This is a genomic window from Kaistella sp. SH40-3 (genome assembly GCF_030686865.1).
Lineage (GTDB): Bacteria > Bacteroidota > Bacteroidia > Flavobacteriales > Weeksellaceae > Kaistella.
In genome coordinates this window covers 378,506-394,342 of record NZ_JAQYUS010000001.1, presented here as the reverse complement: position 1 = coordinate 394,342, position 15,837 = coordinate 378,506, and the positions used below count along the sequence as shown (strand labels likewise).

At 35.1% G+C, this 15,837-nt stretch carries 17 protein-coding genes; 4 read left to right on the top strand and 13 right to left on the bottom strand.

Annotation, left to right across the window (positions count from 1 at the left end):
- Positions 1 to 13 precede the first annotated feature (13 nt).
- Both PUH65_RS01800 and PUH65_RS01795 read right to left on the bottom strand, forming a co-directional pair.
- A complete protein-coding gene (locus PUH65_RS01800) occupies positions 14 to 976 on the bottom strand; it encodes an outer membrane protein assembly factor BamD (RefSeq protein WP_305518144.1) in 963 nt (320 codons plus the stop codon).
- A gap of 108 nt (positions 977 to 1,084) precedes the next feature.
- Entirely contained in the window at positions 1,085 to 1,711 is a 627-nt protein-coding gene (locus PUH65_RS01795; protein ID WP_305518143.1) for a TetR/AcrR family transcriptional regulator, read from the bottom strand.
- A gap of 94 nt (positions 1,712 to 1,805) precedes the next feature.
- On the opposite strand from PUH65_RS01795, the gene PUH65_RS01790 reads away from it, so the two are divergent.
- From PUH65_RS01790 to PUH65_RS01775, 4 genes are all read left to right on the top strand, one after another.
- Positions 1,806 to 2,441, top strand: a complete 636-nt coding sequence (locus tag PUH65_RS01790) for a TatD family hydrolase (RefSeq protein WP_305518142.1) — start codon at positions 1,806 to 1,808, stop codon at positions 2,439 to 2,441.
- Positions 2,438 to 3,166: a tRNA threonylcarbamoyladenosine dehydratase gene (locus tag PUH65_RS01785; protein ID WP_305518141.1), complete on the top strand. Its 729-nt coding sequence runs from the start codon at positions 2,438 to 2,440 to the stop codon at positions 3,164 to 3,166. The genes PUH65_RS01790 and PUH65_RS01785 overlap by 4 nt, the downstream gene beginning before the upstream one ends.
- The gene (rnpA, locus tag PUH65_RS01780; RefSeq protein WP_305518140.1) at positions 3,159 to 3,539 is read left to right on the top strand and encodes a ribonuclease P protein component; all 381 of its coding nucleotides are present in this window, start codon (positions 3,159 to 3,161) and stop codon (positions 3,537 to 3,539) included. Before PUH65_RS01785 ends, rnpA begins: the two co-directional genes overlap by 8 nt.
- 66 nt (positions 3,540 to 3,605) lie before the next feature.
- Entirely contained in the window at positions 3,606 to 4,253 is a 648-nt protein-coding gene (locus tag PUH65_RS01775) for a DUF4126 domain-containing protein (RefSeq protein WP_305518139.1), read from the top strand.
- A gap of 31 nt (positions 4,254 to 4,284) precedes the next feature.
- On the opposite strand, the gene PUH65_RS01770 is transcribed toward PUH65_RS01775, so the two are convergent.
- The 11 genes from PUH65_RS01770 to PUH65_RS01720 all read right to left on the bottom strand — a co-directional run bounded on the left by PUH65_RS01770 (position 4,285) and on the right by PUH65_RS01720 (position 15,815).
- Entirely contained in the window at positions 4,285 to 6,090 is a 1,806-nt protein-coding gene (locus PUH65_RS01770; RefSeq protein WP_305518138.1) for a hypothetical protein, read from the bottom strand.
- Position 6,091: 1 nt separating this feature from the next.
- The gene (locus PUH65_RS01765; protein ID WP_305518137.1) at positions 6,092 to 6,664 is read right to left on the bottom strand and encodes an LptE family protein; all 573 of its coding nucleotides are present in this window, start codon (positions 6,662 to 6,664) and stop codon (positions 6,092 to 6,094) included.
- Positions 6,664 to 7,935, bottom strand: a complete 1,272-nt coding sequence (locus PUH65_RS01760; protein WP_305518136.1) for a sigma-54-dependent Fis family transcriptional regulator — start codon at positions 7,933 to 7,935, stop codon at positions 6,664 to 6,666. Before PUH65_RS01760 ends, PUH65_RS01765 begins: the two co-directional genes overlap by 1 nt.
- Before the next feature lie 47 nt (positions 7,936 to 7,982).
- Entirely contained in the window at positions 7,983 to 8,129 is a 147-nt protein-coding gene (locus PUH65_RS01755) for a hypothetical protein (protein ID WP_305518135.1), read from the bottom strand.
- A 136-nt stretch (positions 8,130 to 8,265) separates the two neighbouring features.
- Positions 8,266 to 9,699 (bottom strand): tRNA (N6-isopentenyl adenosine(37)-C2)-methylthiotransferase MiaB, encoded by a 1,434-nt coding sequence (miaB, locus tag PUH65_RS01750; RefSeq protein WP_305518134.1) that lies wholly within the window; start codon positions 9,697 to 9,699, stop codon positions 8,266 to 8,268.
- A 161-nt stretch (positions 9,700 to 9,860) separates the two neighbouring features.
- Positions 9,861 to 10,583, bottom strand: coding sequence for an energy transducer TonB (locus PUH65_RS01745; protein WP_305518133.1), 723 nt, complete (start codon positions 10,581 to 10,583; stop codon positions 9,861 to 9,863).
- Positions 10,584 to 10,601: 18 nt separating this feature from the next.
- Positions 10,602 to 11,009, bottom strand: a complete 408-nt coding sequence (locus PUH65_RS01740) for a hypothetical protein (protein ID WP_305518132.1) — start codon at positions 11,007 to 11,009, stop codon at positions 10,602 to 10,604.
- A gap of 75 nt (positions 11,010 to 11,084) precedes the next feature.
- Positions 11,085 to 11,576, bottom strand: coding sequence for a hypothetical protein (locus PUH65_RS01735; RefSeq protein WP_305518131.1), 492 nt, complete (start codon positions 11,574 to 11,576; stop codon positions 11,085 to 11,087).
- A 65-nt stretch (positions 11,577 to 11,641) separates the two neighbouring features.
- The gene (gene lysA / locus PUH65_RS01730; RefSeq protein ID WP_305518130.1) at positions 11,642 to 12,841 is read right to left on the bottom strand and encodes a diaminopimelate decarboxylase; all 1,200 of its coding nucleotides are present in this window, start codon (positions 12,839 to 12,841) and stop codon (positions 11,642 to 11,644) included.
- A gap of 211 nt (positions 12,842 to 13,052) precedes the next feature.
- Positions 13,053 to 14,279 carry a PolC-type DNA polymerase III gene (locus PUH65_RS01725; protein WP_305518129.1) on the bottom strand — a complete coding sequence of 409 codons (1,227 nt, stop codon included), beginning with the start codon at positions 14,277 to 14,279 and terminating at the stop codon, positions 13,053 to 13,055.
- Between the two features lie 15 nt (positions 14,280 to 14,294).
- Positions 14,295 to 15,815 carry a helicase HerA-like domain-containing protein gene (locus PUH65_RS01720; protein ID WP_305518128.1) on the bottom strand — a complete coding sequence of 507 codons (1,521 nt, stop codon included), beginning with the start codon at positions 15,813 to 15,815 and terminating at the stop codon, positions 14,295 to 14,297.
- Positions 15,816 to 15,837: the final 22 nt, after the last annotated feature.

Genomic DNA, 15,837 nt, shown 5'->3' with positions numbered 1-15,837 from the left:
GCAAATATACGGATTACTTTTTGATTTTGAAAGATGCGTTCGGAGCAGGAGTTGCCATATTAGCACTGTCTCTCTGTAATTTTTCCGATTCACGCTTGTCTTTTTCCAAATTCATATTGGCTTCCGCATCCTGCATTTTTTCTTTAAGTTCTTTATTTCTGGCTTCTACTTTTTTCTCAAGTTCAGCAAAGTTTTCTTTTTCTTTCAATAATTTAGTTCGAAGATCGATAGCCAATTGCGCATTATCGGTTCCAGGAACATCTCTTTCTACTTGTTTGGTAAAGGCTAAAGCACTTTCAATTCGGTCTTTCTTTAAACTATAAACCGAGTTTACTGCTAATTCGTATTTTGATTTTAGCATGTAATCGTAAATTTTAGAACGCAATTTTGTACTTGGAAAATCATCTAATACATTTTCAAATGCGGTACTTGCTGCTTTATACTCAGCCATTTTGAAATACTGCTTCGCGTTTTCGTAGGCTTTAAATTCTAACTTATAGGTTAATTCATCAATTAATTTATCGATGTTTTTTGACCGCTCAGAATCTGGATAGTTATTAAGGAAATTCTGCATTTCATTAATGGCTAACTCTGTACTCGTTTGATCCAGGTTATAATCCATACTTCCTTCGTAGTAGCATAATGCCGACATATATGCTGCTTCTTCTGCACGTTTATCTTGCGGGAAGGTTACCGAGAAATTCTTGAACTGGTGTCCAGCCAACTTGTAATTTCTGTCATAATAGTTTGAGTAGGCTGAATTGAAAACTACATTCGGTGCGTCATCTGTACCAGCAACGAGGTTCGAAAGTCTTTCGTATAACGCCAAGGCATCTTTCCATTTTTTCTTTTCGAATTTTTCGTTGGCTACTTTTAAAATATAGTCTTTGTCTGCACTTTTCAAGGCCAAATCCTGTTGTCTGTTACAGGCAGATAATGCAAAAAATGCGAGAGTAATAATCAAATACTTTTTCATAAATAAATTATTGCAGAAACTAATTGATTTCTAATTTCTGCGGTTTAGGGTGCAAAAATATAACTTTTTTGTCAATAGATTTTTTTTTATGATAATTTAACTAATATTTTAATGCGATTGATACCCTAAAAGCGAAAAAACAGTTACTAATAGGTTGGCTAGAACTTTTTTCTCAGATTCTTCTATATAGTTTTCTTCTTTTCCAGCAACATATAGTTCGTAGAAATTTTTATTTCGAATGACGAATAACGAAGAACCCACAATCAAAGTTAAAATGTCTTCTGGTTTTGGAGCATTGCTGAAAACTCCCGACGCAACTCCTTTTTTAATTACGTCATCTATCTTCGAAGTAAATGTGGTGTAAAACTCCAGTAAATCTTCTTTTAAATGTTCTGTATGTCGAAGTTCTTGCGTTACAAAACCGTGGAAATAATTGAATTTAAATAATTGACTTACCACATATTTTATTAATTCCTTCATTTGCATTTCTGGTTTTCCGTCTCTGATGACTTCTGCAAATTCTGCAAAACTCTCTCTGGTTTTTTGAACGCGATATTGGTAGAGGTAAGACATCATTTTTTCCTTCGAGCCGAAATAATAAGAAATCATGGCAACATTAATGTTGGCATTGGTAGAAATATCTCGCACCGAAGTTCCCTCAAAGCCTTTTTTGGCAATGAGTTTTTCTGCAACATTTAAGATATGGATTTGTTTTTCAGTAAATTTTTTTTTCATGTGTGTGTTAGTTTTTAGTAAAGTTAAATAAAATATAACACAATTTAAAACAAATGTTTAATCACTGCTTCTCTGTTTTTAGTTATTTTTGAGGATGACTTATTTTGATTTTCATCATCATCATTTTCAAAAAACGACAGGAATTTATAATTTGGGTGTCGAAGAAACGCCACCAAATCTTTATTTCTCTGCCGGAATCCATCCTAATTTAACAATGCATTATACTGAACAACAGTTCAATTGGTTAAATGAAATTACGAAACACAAAAATTGTATTGCAATAGGTGAATGTGGTTTAGATGGACTCATCAATATTGCAGATGAACTTCAGGAAGATTTATTTGAAAGACAAATTGAATTGGCAAATGAGCGAAACAAACCATTAATTATTCATTGTGTAAGAAGGTTTCCTCAATTAATTCATTTTCGGAAAAAAGCAAAAGTCCCTATGATTGTGCATGGATTTAATAAAAGAAAAACAATTGGAGAGGAATTAAAAAAACACGATTTTTATTTAAGTTTCGGAAAATCTGTTTTGCAAAATGTAAATTTGCAGGAATTTGTAAAAGAATTCCCAATCGATAAATTATTTCTGGAAACTGATGATTCTGATTTTGATATTCAATTACTCTATCAAAAAGTTTCTGATTTGAAAAATTTGAAAGTGGAAAACCTTATGGAACAAATCCAAGAAAATCTACAAATTTTTAATATTTCTCCTTTAAAATGAAAAAAGACTGGCTCGAAAGAACAGAATTATTGATTAAAGAAAGCGGTTTAGAAAAACTGCAAAAAGCGAACCTGCTGATAATTGGTTTGGGCGGTGTCGGCTCATTTGCTGTCGAATTTTTGGCCAGAGCCGGCGTCGGAAAAATGACAATTGTTGATGGTGATACAGTTGATCTTACCAATATTAATCGGCAATTACCAGCCTTAAAATCTACCTTGGGAAAACCAAAAGTAGAAATCGTTGGTGAGCGGCTTTTAGATATTAATCCAGATTTAAAACTGACGCAACTCAATCAGTTTCTGAATCCAGAAGATATGGAAACAATTTTTGATAATCAGCAGTATGATTATGTTTTGGATTGTATCGACAGTGTTTCGCCAAAGGTTACTTTAATTCTAAATGCCCGAAGAAGAAAAGTGAAAATCGTAAGTTGCATGGGCGCAGGTGGAAAAATGGATCCGTCAAAAGTTTTGGTTCGCGATATCCATAAAACCCAAAGTTGTCATCTTGCCAAACAAGTTCGAAAACGGTTAAAAAAAGAAAATATTGACAAAGGTGTTCGATGTGTTTTTTCAACTGAAATTCAGGATCAGGAAAGTTTAAAAATGACTGATGGAAGTAATTTTAAAAGGTCTTTTTACGGAACCATAAGTTATATTCCTGCTATTTTTGGATTATATGCGGCGGCAGAAGTCATTAATTATTTAATTAAAAAAGATGAGTGATTTCAAACTTCCAAAGGAGGAGAAATTGAAACATAAAAAAGAAATCGGTTTGCTTTTTGAAAAGGGCAAATGGAAAACTTGCGATAATTTACGAATCATCACTTTAAATTTAGATAAAAAACCACAAGAAGATTTTTCTTATGAAAAGCAAAAAGTGGGAGTTTCAGTTTCTAAAAAACATTTTAAAAGAGCGCACGATCGCAATAGAATCAAACGATTGCTGCGTGAATGTTACCGTTTAAACAAAGAGATTTTTGTAGATAAGTTTGGAGCAAATTCTTTATCAATGGTTTTCTGGATTTCTAAAGAAATGCCTCCTCATTTTAAAGTGGTAGAAGAAAATTTTATAAAACTTTGTGAATCAGTGAAATAAAATTTAGAACCATAGCACGGTTTTTGTAAATTTGGGAAAGATATAATTTTAAAAACAGTACAGAAAATGCTTGACAATATTCCATATTTACCTTACGTTCTCAGTGCTTTTATGGGAATTGGTTTGGCCGCCGCAACTGGATTTCGTGTTTTTCTACCGATGTTCGCCGTGAGTCTTGCTTCTTATATGGGTTGGATTCCAATGAACGAAAACTTTCACTGGCTTGCTGGTTTACCCGTTTTAATTACAACTGGAATCGCTACGATTGTTGAAATTCTTGCCTATTATATCCCTTTTGTAGATCACCTTTTAGATACGATGTCGATTCCTTTGGCAACGATTGCTGGCTCAGTTATGTTTGCAAGTCAGTTCGCAGATATGGGAACTTTTCCACAATGGGCTTTGGCTTTAATTGCGGGTGGCGGAACTGCTGCAGCAATCAGTTCAGGGTTTGCAGGAACGCGTGCTGCATCCACGGCAACGACGGGAGGATTGGGGAATTCTGTAGTCGCAACTACGGAAACGGCTGGAGCGGGTGTAATGTCGATTTTAGCTATGGCAGCGCCAATTATCGCTTTTATTGCAACAATTATATTAATTATAATCGTATTGGTTTTGGGCCGCAAACTTTGGCGAAAATTTAGGAATTTTAATACAGACCGAAATTCTAAAACAATCAATGTTGAGGCGGTAGATCGAAAAAATATAGAATAGAAAAAACCCACTTGTTTTAGTGGGTTTCTCTTTATTTGTTTTGGCGTAATTCCTTGACTTCCTTTATTTTATCATTAAAATAGGATTTTTTATCTGGATGTTTTTCAGAAAGTATTCCGAAGGCTTTAATTGCTTTGGCGTACAATTTCTGTTCAATGTAGAGGTTGGCTAAAGTCTCGGTCATCAGATGCGAAATATCATCGTTTCTTTCCTTGATTACGAAATCTGATTCTTCTTTTAATTTCGAAATTCTCGGCTCTTTTTCAATAAAGTTTTCAATGACTTTGTTTTTAATTTCCGTAATCGAAATTTCGATTTTCTCTTTGGTTTCTTCTTTAGTTCGGTCGATTTTTAACCAACTTTGCCAAGTGTTGATAAAGTCCGGAACGTTGCTTTCTTCAATTTTTTCGGCGTTTTTTTCGTCTTCTGATGCTTCTTTAATTTCTTCTTCTTTATTTAAAGCAGATACTTTTTGTGTAAAGAATGAAACATTAAAAATTGGTCTTTCTGTTGCAGGAGTTTCTTCTTTTACTGTTTCTTTTTTTTCTTTATTAATGGAGGTTTTCTGCGTTTGAACTCCTTGTTTTTTGTCAATTAAAGCATCGGGAGTATTTGTAGAAAACGACATTGGTTTCCAATCTGACCTTGTTTCTTGAATAGACTCTGCTTTTATTTCTGTTTGTTCTAACTTAATTTCTGTCACTTTATCTTCTGGCTTCTCAGCGATAATAACTTTTTCTTTCTCAGTAATCGTTTCTAATTCAGTTATTTCTGTTTTAGCTTCTTTTATTTTTGAAATTTCAAAACTTTGAGTCTCAGAGAAATTAACTTCAGCACTCTTTGCAGTTTCCTCTTTTTCTGTGGAAGTTGGTTTTTGTTTTTTGGTTGCTTTTATTTTCGCCTCAACTTCAGCAATAAGGCGTTTCATTTCCTCTTCATGTTTGTTCAAAACAGGTTTTGGCATTTCCTGAACTTCTGCTTTTTCTGGATTTGAAGCGATTTTAACCTCGGGTAAAAAATCAGTTGTCGCATGAAAACTCACCTCGCTTGCATCTTCAATAATAGGTTTTTCCAGAGAAATAAAATCTTCATTCACGATTTTTTCTTTGCTAAAGGTTTCAGCATCATTACTTTCAGTGAATTTTGGAGTTTTTTCCGATTCTATATTTTCAGAAGTAGTTTCAACTTTAACCTCAGGTAAAAAATCTGCCGTTTCGTGAAAACTAAGGTCAGCAGGATTTTCTATTAATTCTTTTTCTTCAGAAATATTTTCCTCTTTCACAATTTCTTCTGTGCTGAAATTTTCAGCATCGTTTGCTTCGGTGAATTCAGGTGATTTTTCAATAACTATTACTGAATCAGGTTTCTGAGTAACAATTTGTCCGGATTCGATTGTAGATTCTATGTCGATTGTTTCGGATTCTTGATCCAGAAAATCTTCTTCGCCTTCAAATAAAATCCTGTTTAATTCTCCATTTACGAAAACCGGTTTTGGCGCATCAATTACTGCTGCTTCAATTTTAGTAAAATTATTAGTGGATTCTTGTGAAACAACTGGTTCCTCAACAATTTTTTTTAACGAACTTTTTACCTCCTGTTTTGTTTCTTCCTTAGAATTAATCAACTGATAAAGTATTTTTTTATCGGTCGTATAGGCTGCGGTAATAGAAAGTTCATTGGCGTAATTTTCTGGTTGCAAACGATGTGTTCCTAAAAGATGTAACGCTCGCAAACTTTGAATATAAGGATGTTTGTTAATCTCACCACTCAATAATTCCAAATCTTTGATTTGAAATAATTCTGGGTTTTTTGCTAATTCTAAAATTCTTCCGTTCATCTTACCAATTGGCTACAATATCATTAAAAATTTTGTTGATTATTCTGTCGTTCACCACTTTAACTTGAGAGGATTCAATGGTATTAATATCTAAATCACTACTGAAAACCGCTTCATCAGAATAGACACGATCGAAACTTTTGTTTTCTTCACCTGCAACTCGATTTTCATAATGAACTTTCACCGTGATGGTCAGTTTATTTTGAGCTGCCTGAATATTTCCACCTGGTGCATTTACCGCACTAGAAATGGTTGTCGGTGTGATAGAGTAATCGGTGATTTCTCCTTCAATGAGAATGTCTGGTTTATCTTTTGTCCCCTTTAAAGTCGTTCGCTGTAGAAACCGATTTTGTATTGCAGTCGAAAATTCCTGTGATAAACTGGCATTCATTAAAGGCGCATTATTTGGGAAGTCTCTAATTTCAATGGTCTTTGTTTCTGGACTTAATGACGATCCAGTGAAACTGTAACAACTTGTTAAAAGAACCAGGGAAAAAGAACCAAGGAAAAAGAGCAAAAGAAAGTTAGTTTTCTTAGTCTGCAATTTTATTTCTGCAATCTGAAATTTCTTCATTAGTCTTCTAAATTATATTGTTTAATCTTTCTGTAAAGGGTTCTTTGAGAAATTCCCAATTCGTCTGCGGCCTTGTTTCTACGGCCTTTGTGTTTCTCTAACGCTTTGACAATCAGTTCTCTCTCGTTGTTTTGAAGGGAGAGAGAATCTTCTTTTGTTTCTTCTATTTCAATATCTTCCACATCTTCATAATCTTCATCTGCTTTAGAGATTACTGGACTTTGATACTGATTTTGGTTTTCAAAATAGAGCATTGAGTTCGGATTCTGCGTTTGAGTTTCCGGCGTGAAAACGCGGTTGATCAGATTTTTTTCATGATGGCTAAAATCACTGTTATCTCGATTTTTTATCAATTCCGAAGTTAAGGATTTTAAATCGTTAAGATCATTTCTCATGTCAAAAAGGATCTTGTACATGATCTCTCTTTCCGAATTAAAATCAGTCGAAGAAATACCACCTCCTTTCTGAATAACCGCTGGAAGTTGCGTCTGCATTGGGATGTATTCTGCTAACTTCACAGAATTCACCGTTCTTTCTTGCTCAACAACAGTCATTTGTTCGACTAAGTTTCTCAACTGACGAATGTTTCCAGGGAATGCATAATTTTCCAAATAATTAATTGCATCATCAGTTAAAACCAATTCCGGCATTCGGTACTTTTCCGCGAAATCGATTGCGAATTTTCTGAAGAGTAAATGAACATCTCCTTTTCGTTCGCGTAAAGGCGGCATGTCGATTTGTACCGTATTTAACCGGTAATATAAATCTTCACGGAATCTTCCGTTATGAATAGCGTTCAGCATGTTAACGTTGGTTGCCGCTACAATTCTTACATTGGTTTTTTGAACTTGAGAAGAGCCCACTTTCATGAATTCTCCGCTTTCTAAAACACGAAGTAAGCGAACCTGCGTTTGCACCGGTAATTCACCAACTTCATCCAGGAAAATAGTTCCACCATCTGCCACTTCGAAATATCCTTTTCGGGTTGAAGTTGCTCCAGTAAACGCGCCTTTTTCATGTCCAAATAATTCGGAATCAATTGTTCCTTCAGGTATTGCTCCACAGTTGACTACTATGTAAGGTTGATGCTTTCTTCTGGATTCGCCATGGATTATTTTAGGAATAAATTCTTTTCCTACACCGCTTTCTCCCATGACCAAAACAGAAATATCAGTCGGCGCGACCTGAATTGCTTTTTGCAAAGCACGGTTAAGGGCCGGATAATTTCCGATAATTCCGAAACGTGTTTTTATGGATTGTAAGTCTGTCATTTTTTTTTCTTTGAATAATATACAGTGTAAAAATTACAATGTGTTATTTAATTATTTTCTAAGATTTTTATAAAATCTTCTTTAAAATAAGTGAGAACGATGGTTTGATTTACAGCCACAACAATTTTCTTCCGCGCGTTTTCCAACAGTTCGGAAATGTTATTGATAATTAGTGTGTTCTGTAAATCTTTCATTTTTTAGCAACTCTTGTTTTATGCGATCATTGCAGCCCGACTTGAACAGAGCTCTTTTTAATTGGGGACTGAGCTTGTCGAAGTCACCAATTAAAAAAGCGGGAGTGGAAGGCGGAAATGTCTGCCCAAATACCTGTTAAACCGTTCTCCCCAAAAGCGTTCCCTGTGTATTTCCATGAACGAAAACAGAGACAATGTCGCCTAATTTCTGACCTTCTAATTTGTCGAAAACGCAAACTGCATTTTGGGAATTACGTCCTTTCCATTGGTTTTCATTTTTTCTGGAAGTTCCTTCAATTAAAATTTCGTGGTTTCTGCCAACGTAGCCTTGCATTCTTTTTCTAGAAAGTTCGCCTTGTAAAGCGATGACTTCTGCCAGTCTTCTTTGTTTAACATCAGCCGGAACATCGTCTTCCATTTTCTTTTCTGCCGGAGTTCCCGGTCGTTCGGAATAGGAGAACATATAACCGTAATCGTATTCTACTTCGCGCATCAGGCTTAAAGTTAATTGGTGATCTTCTTCGGTTTCGCCACAGAATCCGATGATCATATCTTGTGAAAATGAAACGTCGGGAATGAGTTCTTTTGCTTTATTAATTAGAGCCAAATATTCCGCGCGGGTATGCTGACGGTTCATTTTTTCCAACATTCTGTCGCTTCCACTTTGTACGGGAAGGTGAACATACTTACAGATATTGTCGTATTTCGCCATGACTTTGAAAACATCAATACTCATGTCGTGCGGATTAGAAGTGGAGAATCGAATTCTCATTTTCGGCACTGCGATCGCGACCATTTCCATTAACTGTGCAAAATTAATCGCCGTTAATTGTTGAATTTCGCTGGCTTTTTTAAAGTCTTTTTTGGCGCCACCACCGAACCACAGATAAGAATCTACGTTCTGTCCGAGAAGGGTAACTTCCTTATAACCGCTATTCCATAACTGTTTGCATTCTTCGATAATCGAATGTGGATCGCGACTGCGCTCCCGACCACGCGTAAACGGAACAACGCAGAACGTACACATATTATCGCAACCACGCGTAATCGTCACGAAAGCCGTAACGCCGTTTCCGCCTAAACGAACCGGACTGATATCAGCGTAGGTTTCTTCTTTGGATAAAATAACATTGATGGCATCCCGGCCGCCTTCAGTTTCTTTTAAAAGATTGGGTAAATCTCTGTAAGCATCAGGTCCAACAACCAAATCAACTAAATGTTCTTCTTCCAAAAACTTGGTTTTCAACCGTTCGGCCATGCATCCTAAAACTCCAACTGTTAAGTTAGGTTTTTCTTTCTTCAGATTTTTGAATTGAGAAAGTCGCATGCGAACAGTTTGTTCGGCTTTTTCACGGATTGAACACGTATTTAATAAGATTAAATCGGCTTCTTCGGGAAGAAGAGTCGTGTTATAACCTTGTTCATTCAGAATGGAAGCAACGATTTCTGAATCAGAGAAATTCATCTGACAGCCGTAACTTTCCAGAAATAGTTTTTTAGAATTCTGCGGTTTCTCTGCGATCGCAAAGGCTTCACCTTGTTTGGTTTCGTCTATATATTTTTCTTGCACCTTGATAAATTTTAGATTTTGAATTTTAGATTTTAAACTCAAAATGAGGATGCAAAGATACAAATTTCTGTGACAGAATGGCAGAGTTAGTTAATTTTCACAAAAGGTAAGTGCAACAGTAAATATTCAATTATTTTTATGGAAAATACCTTTTAATATTACTAATAATCAGTAACAGCATTCAAAGTTAACCGATATTTATAATCAACTGGATTGCCGTTGACGGTTGCAGGTTTCCATTTCTTTTTTGTGCTGAGAATTCCATTGGTAATTCGTTTATCAAATTCAATATTGGAGGAGGATTTGATCATCACAATATTCTCGATTTTCGCTTCTTTGCTAATGATGAATTCTACCATGACATTGAATCGGTCGTTCCAGTCGAAACCTCTCACGTCGATTCTGTTAATGATTCCTTTCTTAAATTCTTTAATCCCTCCGTTTTCGTAATTTCCGTACGCTGGGAAGGTAATTGCAGGAAAATATCCATCGTGATAGCGCTCAAATAAATCATCAGGGAAAATATAAAAAGTTGCTACTGCCGGTTTTGTAATTCCATCTACAGTAGCCGCTTTCCAGTTGTTTTGATATTTTGCAACTTCTCGGGCCAGGTCATAGGCACATTTGTTTTTAGCAATATTCTTCTCGTTGTGATCTTTAATAAAACTTATGGATTGGTCTGCATTGATGAGCAAGTTAAGTTGATAAAATTCACTTTTATCAGCGCATGATTTTAAATCTTTTTCAATGATCATATCATGAAAATCTTTGTAATACGATTCGTAGCCGCCGATGTACGGAACCTGATTTTTGGGATAATGCTCGAGAATTTGTGCATTTGAAAATGAAGCCAATATTAAAAATAGAAAAATAAATATTCTCATAATTTTGAAATTTGAACATTAATCATGGTCATAGACTTCTGTATTAAAAGTGATTTTATAATAGAAAATTGAATTGATGGGTTTGTTGTTTTTTTGTGCAGGTTCCCAATTTTTATGGGATTTCTTTAAAACGTAATTCAAATCATTTAGTAATAATTGATGATTTTTTACCTTAGGTTTTACATCAACGATTTTTGCCAAACCAGTATCATTAATATAAATTGCAAAAGTCATTGGGCCATTTATCGAATAATTTTGATCTACTGAATAACTCAAAGCCCGATCGAAATCTTTTTGTAATTTTTTTTCTCCAGGTTTGTAAAACGCCTCTTTATCCCAATCTTTTGGATTTGAATCTGCAGGTTTTTCTTGTGAATATAGAACTATTCCGACCAGTGAAAAGATGATTATTAGTAACTGCTTCATTAATAATTTTCATTAAATATAAAAAAAACTCTGCGATTACTCACAGAGTTTTATAAAATATAATTACGTTTCTATTTAAACATCAATACTTTCGGTCACGAAATTCAATTTAATTCGAATTCTGGAATCTACCGGAACATTATCGCATTTTGAAGGCGTCCAGTTTTTCTTGATTTTTTTAACAGCAAACTTTAAATCTCTTAAAAAGCCATCACTGTTTTCAACTTTTGGTGTGACATCCAAACCGGTTACTTTTCCATCTTTATCGATATCCATGTGAAGGTAGAACGTTCCGTTAACCACATAAATCTCTTTGTCTACATATGCGGAAATATATCTGAATAATTCCCGATTAAAAGCGGCGTCACCGCCTTCGAACTGGGCTCTTATAAATTGTGAATCATCAGAACAAGACGTTACTTTGTAGTAATCGTAAGGTTTTTTAATATCAACTCTGAAGAAATTTTTGCTTGTTTCAGAGAAAAAATAACCTTCCTGCAAATCTTCTACTTCTTGTGCATAAGAGATAAAAGATGCGAAAATCATCAGAAAAAATAGACGTTTCATAACCTTTAAATTTAAAAGTAAATTTACGAAAAACCCTTTGATAAAAAAGTTTTAGAACATGACATTTACAATACTTCAATCTGATTTTTTAGTAAATCTTCAAATTCCTCACGTCTTCTAATCAAATGTGCTTTGCCATCTAAGAACAAAACTTCGGCAGGTTTTAATCGGGAATTAAAGTTAGAACTCATTTCAAAACCATATGCACCGGCATTTCTGAAAACCAAAATATCATTTTCACGGACTTCATTTAACTTTCTGTCCCACGCAAAAGTGTCCGTTTCACAAATGTTTCCGACAACAGTGTAAATTCTTTCGGCACCTTTTGGATTAGATAAATTTTCGATAATGTGATAAGAATCGTAAAACATCGGGCGAATTAAATGATTGAAACCAGAATTAATTCCCACAAAAACGGTTGCAGTTGTTTGTTTGATGACATTTGATTTTACTAGAAAATGTCCGCTTTCGCTTACCAGATATTTACCTGGTTCAAACCATAATTCGAATTTTCTGCCGGTTTCCTGGTGATATTCAGTCAGCGCTTTTTCTACTTTTTTACCTAAAGTTTTCACATCAGTTTCCATATCACCTTCCTGGTATGGAACTTTGAAGCCACTTCCCATATCGATGTATTTTAAATCCGGGAAATGATCAGACATTTCAAACATGATTTCTAAACCTTGAATGAAAACTTCCGGATCTTTTATTTCACTTCCGGTATGCATGTGTAAGCCTTCTATTCGAAGGTTCGTCGATTTCATGACTCTGGTAATATGACGAAGTTGATGAATTGAAATCCCGAATTTAGAATCGATGTGACCGGTAGAAATTTTGTGATTTCCACCCGCATAAATGTGTGGATTTATTCTCACAAAGATCGGATAGGTATTTCCATATTTATTTCCGAACTGCTCCAGAATTGAAATATTATCAATGTTGATATGAACTTTTAACTGCATTGCTTCTTCGATTTCTAAGAGATCAACACAGTTTGGTGTGAACAGGATTTTATCATTTGTAAATCCCGCTTTCAAACCCAACTTCACTTCATTAATAGAAACACAGTCTAAACCTGCGCCTAAATTTTTGATGTATTTTAGAATATTAATATTGGTTAAAGATTTTGCAGCATAAAAAAACCGCGTGCTTTTATGAAAAGAAGACGTAAGTTTTTCATAATGAATTTTAATGCTTTCTGCATCGTAAACATAAGTCGGCGTGCCGAATTCTGCCGCAATTTTCAATAGATTTTTATCAGTCATATTATTTTATTTTTTTAATTAAAAAAAGCAGACCCCAAAAGAGCCTGCTTCACAATATTATTAAAATACCTGCCCTTAATCCACGGAGTTTGCTTTAGAGAAAAACTTTTTCCCCTTTGAAGCAACCTTTTTTATAGATGTGTGAGCGTGCATTATTTTGTTTTGCTAAATTTTTGTCAAAATTAAAATTTTTAATTTAATTCTGTACTATTTATTTTAAAGGAGTTGGAACAATTTCAAAATCACCTCTTAAAAGTCCCAGTTTTAAATCATTTTCTAAATCTGCAGTCGGAAAATCAATATCAATTTTTATAGCCGACAGTTTTTTCAAAGATTCAATTTGGGTATATAATTCGTAAAATCCGTAGGCGGTTAATTTTCCTTTTTCAAATAGTAAGAAAGATTTCTCACCTAAAACTCTTCCTGTTGACAGCCATAATTCATCTTTTTTATGAATGGTAATCAGATCTTTAAGTTTGTTAACATCTTGTAAATCACCCTTTTTATTGATGAAACTTACCGCTTTTATTCCTTGAGTAAATGATTTGAATTTTAGTAAAGGTTTTTCTGATTTCTGATTATTGATTTTATCAACGAAATATTTTTCACTTTTATGGTAAAGACCAAACGGCAATGACTCAGATTTTTTCAAACCTTTGGTTCGCATCATCAATTTTGCCAGAATATCGTTGCCGGTTAATTCGTATTGAATTTGTTCAACCTCTTCCTGAATGGTAATCCAGCGTTTGGATTTGGAGTGAAAAATGTTTTTAGAAAACTTATTGAGATCATCAACGAAATCGGAAAAAATGATTTTTCCATCTTTATCCTGAAAATAAAGAATGCCTTTTTCTGCGGGTAAATCCTGTGTAAGATCCCGAATTTTATTCAGATAAGTTTTCGCGTTGACCTCATCATGATGTTGCTGAATGATTTCAGAATCCTTGTCTTTAATCATTAATAATTTGAACAGTTCCAAAGTTGCCTTCGCATCACCGGAAGCGCGGTGTTGGTCAACCAAAGGAATACCAAGGGATTTCACCAATTTTCCAAGGTTGTAACTTTCAGCCATTGGAATCAGTTTTTTGGCTAAAGGAATGGTGTCTATTGTATTGATTTTGAAGTCATAACCTAAACGTTTAAATTCCTGCCGAAGCATTCTGTAATCAAATTCAATATTGTGACCAACCAAAGTTGTGTTTTCGGTGATTTCAACCACTCTTTTGGCTATTTCATGAAATTTTGGTGCAGTTCTCACCATTTTTGGCGATATTTTCGTCAATTTTTGCACAAATGGCGTGATGTCGCTTTCAGGATTGACCAAAGAAATAAATTGGTCTACAATGCGGTGCCCGTCATATTTATACACGGCGATTTCGATGATGCTTTCTTTACGATAAGGTGCACCGTTACTTTCTATATCAATTACTGAATACAAATTCTTCTGATTAAATTATCGTCTTTTTCCTGTGATCATTCCTAATGCAAACTTACCGAGTTCCCGGGCAAAGGTATTCATAAAAGTTTTTCCGGCTCTGCTGCCAATCACTTCCTGAAAAACATTTGGTTGCTCTTTTGTGACGGATTTCTTTACCATTGGAGCAGCATCCTGTACCGCTTGTTCCATTCTGGTAGTTAACATTTCGTAGGCGGAATCTTTATTTACGGTTTGCTCATGTTTTTTCACCAGTGCAGATTGGCTCGTTAAAGCAGCAACTTCCGAATCCGTCAAGACATCCATTCTACTTTCGGGTGAAATTAAAAAAGTATGAACCAAAGGCGTCGGAATTCCTTTTTCATCTAAAGCCGTGATAAATGCTTCTCCAATCCCCAGATTTTGAATGAGTTGTGCGGAATCGTAATATTCTGTAATCGGATAATTTTCTACCGCTTTCGAAATTTCTTTTCGGTCTTTCGCTGTAAAACCACGCAATGCATGTTGGATTTTCATTCCCAGTTGACTCAAAACATTTTCCGGAACGTCGCCCGGGATTTGGGTGATAAAATAAATTCCCACTCCTTTTGAACGGATGAGTTTTACCATCGTCTCAATTTGTGCCAATAAAGTTTTACTCGCTTCATTAAAAATAAGATGCGCTTCATCGATAAACAGGACAAATTTAGGTTTTCCCGTATCGCCTTCTTCCGGGAAGATCATATAAATCTCCGCAAAAAGAGACAGCATAAAAGTGGAAAAAAGTTGGGGTTGGCTTTGGATATTTTGAACTCTTAAAATATTTACCACTCCTTTTCCGTCGCGGGTCTGCAATAAATCATTAACGTCAAAACTCGGTTCGCCAAAAAACTCGGTTGCACCTTGCTGCTCCAAAGCAACTATTGAACGTAAAATCGCTCCCAAAGACGCTGGTGAGATAGAACCATAATTGCCTTTTAAATCTGCTTTTCCCTGGTCGTTATCCGTAAGATATTGCAGCAATTTTTTCAAATCATCGAGGTCAATTAAAGGCAAACCTTTATCATCCGAATATTTAAAAACAATCGACATGATGCTGCTTTGCGTATCATTCAAATTTAAAATTTTACTTAAAAGCAAAGGTCCAAATTCTGTAACGGTCGCACGGAGTTTTACGCCTTTTTCCCCAGAAATCGACATCAATTCTACCGGAAAAGATTGCGCTTCATAAGGCAGTTTTGTCTTGGCATACCTTTCAGAAATAATGGCGTTTTCTGTTCCCGGTTCGGCGATTCCTGAAAAATCTCCTTTGATATCCAAAACCAGCGAAGGAATTCCAGCGTGGGAAAGTTGCTCAGCAAAAACCTGGACTGTTTTGGTTTTCCCGGTTCCGGTTGCGCCGGCGATTAATCCGTGACGGTTAATTGTTTTCAAGGGAATTTTAACATCAACTTCGGTTACAACTTCGCCATCGAGCATTCCTTTTCCTAAAGTAATAAATTCGCCTTTTGGGGTGTATCTCGACGTAAGTTCCTGTATGAATTTTGCTTTATCTGCCATCTTATGTTTGTTTGAAAGGATA

Excerpts from the sequence above, each read along its gene's own strand:
- PUH65_RS01800 (WP_305518144.1), bottom strand. The coding sequence starts at position 976 with ATGAAAAAGTATTTGATTATTACTCTCGCATTTTTTGCATTATCTGCC.
- PUH65_RS01795 (WP_305518143.1), bottom strand. The coding sequence starts at position 1,711 with ATGAAAAAAAAATTTACTGAAAAACAAATCCATATCTTAAATGTTGCA.
- PUH65_RS01790 (WP_305518142.1), top strand. The coding sequence starts at position 1,806 with ATGACTTATTTTGATTTTCATCATCATCATTTTCAAAAAACGACAGGA.
- PUH65_RS01785 (WP_305518141.1), top strand. The coding sequence starts at position 2,438 with ATGAAAAAAGACTGGCTCGAAAGAACAGAATTATTGATTAAAGAAAGC.
- rnpA (WP_305518140.1), top strand. The coding sequence starts at position 3,159 with ATGAGTGATTTCAAACTTCCAAAGGAGGAGAAATTGAAACATAAAAAA.
- PUH65_RS01775 (WP_305518139.1), top strand. The coding sequence starts at position 3,606 with ATGCTTGACAATATTCCATATTTACCTTACGTTCTCAGTGCTTTTATG.
- PUH65_RS01770 (WP_305518138.1), bottom strand. The coding sequence starts at position 6,090 with ATGAACGGAAGAATTTTAGAATTAGCAAAAAACCCAGAATTATTTCAA.
- PUH65_RS01765 (WP_305518137.1), bottom strand. The coding sequence starts at position 6,664 with ATGAAGAAATTTCAGATTGCAGAAATAAAATTGCAGACTAAGAAAACT.
- PUH65_RS01760 (WP_305518136.1), bottom strand. The coding sequence starts at position 7,935 with ATGACAGACTTACAATCCATAAAAACACGTTTCGGAATTATCGGAAAT.
- PUH65_RS01755 (WP_305518135.1), bottom strand. The coding sequence starts at position 8,129 with ATGAAAGATTTACAGAACACACTAATTATCAATAACATTTCCGAACTG.
- PUH65_RS01745 (WP_305518133.1), bottom strand. The coding sequence starts at position 10,583 with ATGAGAATATTTATTTTTCTATTTTTAATATTGGCTTCATTTTCAAAT.
- PUH65_RS01740 (WP_305518132.1), bottom strand. The coding sequence starts at position 11,009 with ATGAAGCAGTTACTAATAATCATCTTTTCACTGGTCGGAATAGTTCTA.
- PUH65_RS01735 (WP_305518131.1), bottom strand. The coding sequence starts at position 11,576 with ATGAAACGTCTATTTTTTCTGATGATTTTCGCATCTTTTATCTCTTAT.
- lysA (WP_305518130.1), bottom strand. The coding sequence starts at position 12,841 with ATGACTGATAAAAATCTATTGAAAATTGCGGCAGAATTCGGCACGCCG.
- PUH65_RS01720 (WP_305518128.1), bottom strand. The coding sequence starts at position 15,815 with ATGGCAGATAAAGCAAAATTCATACAGGAACTTACGTCGAGATACACC.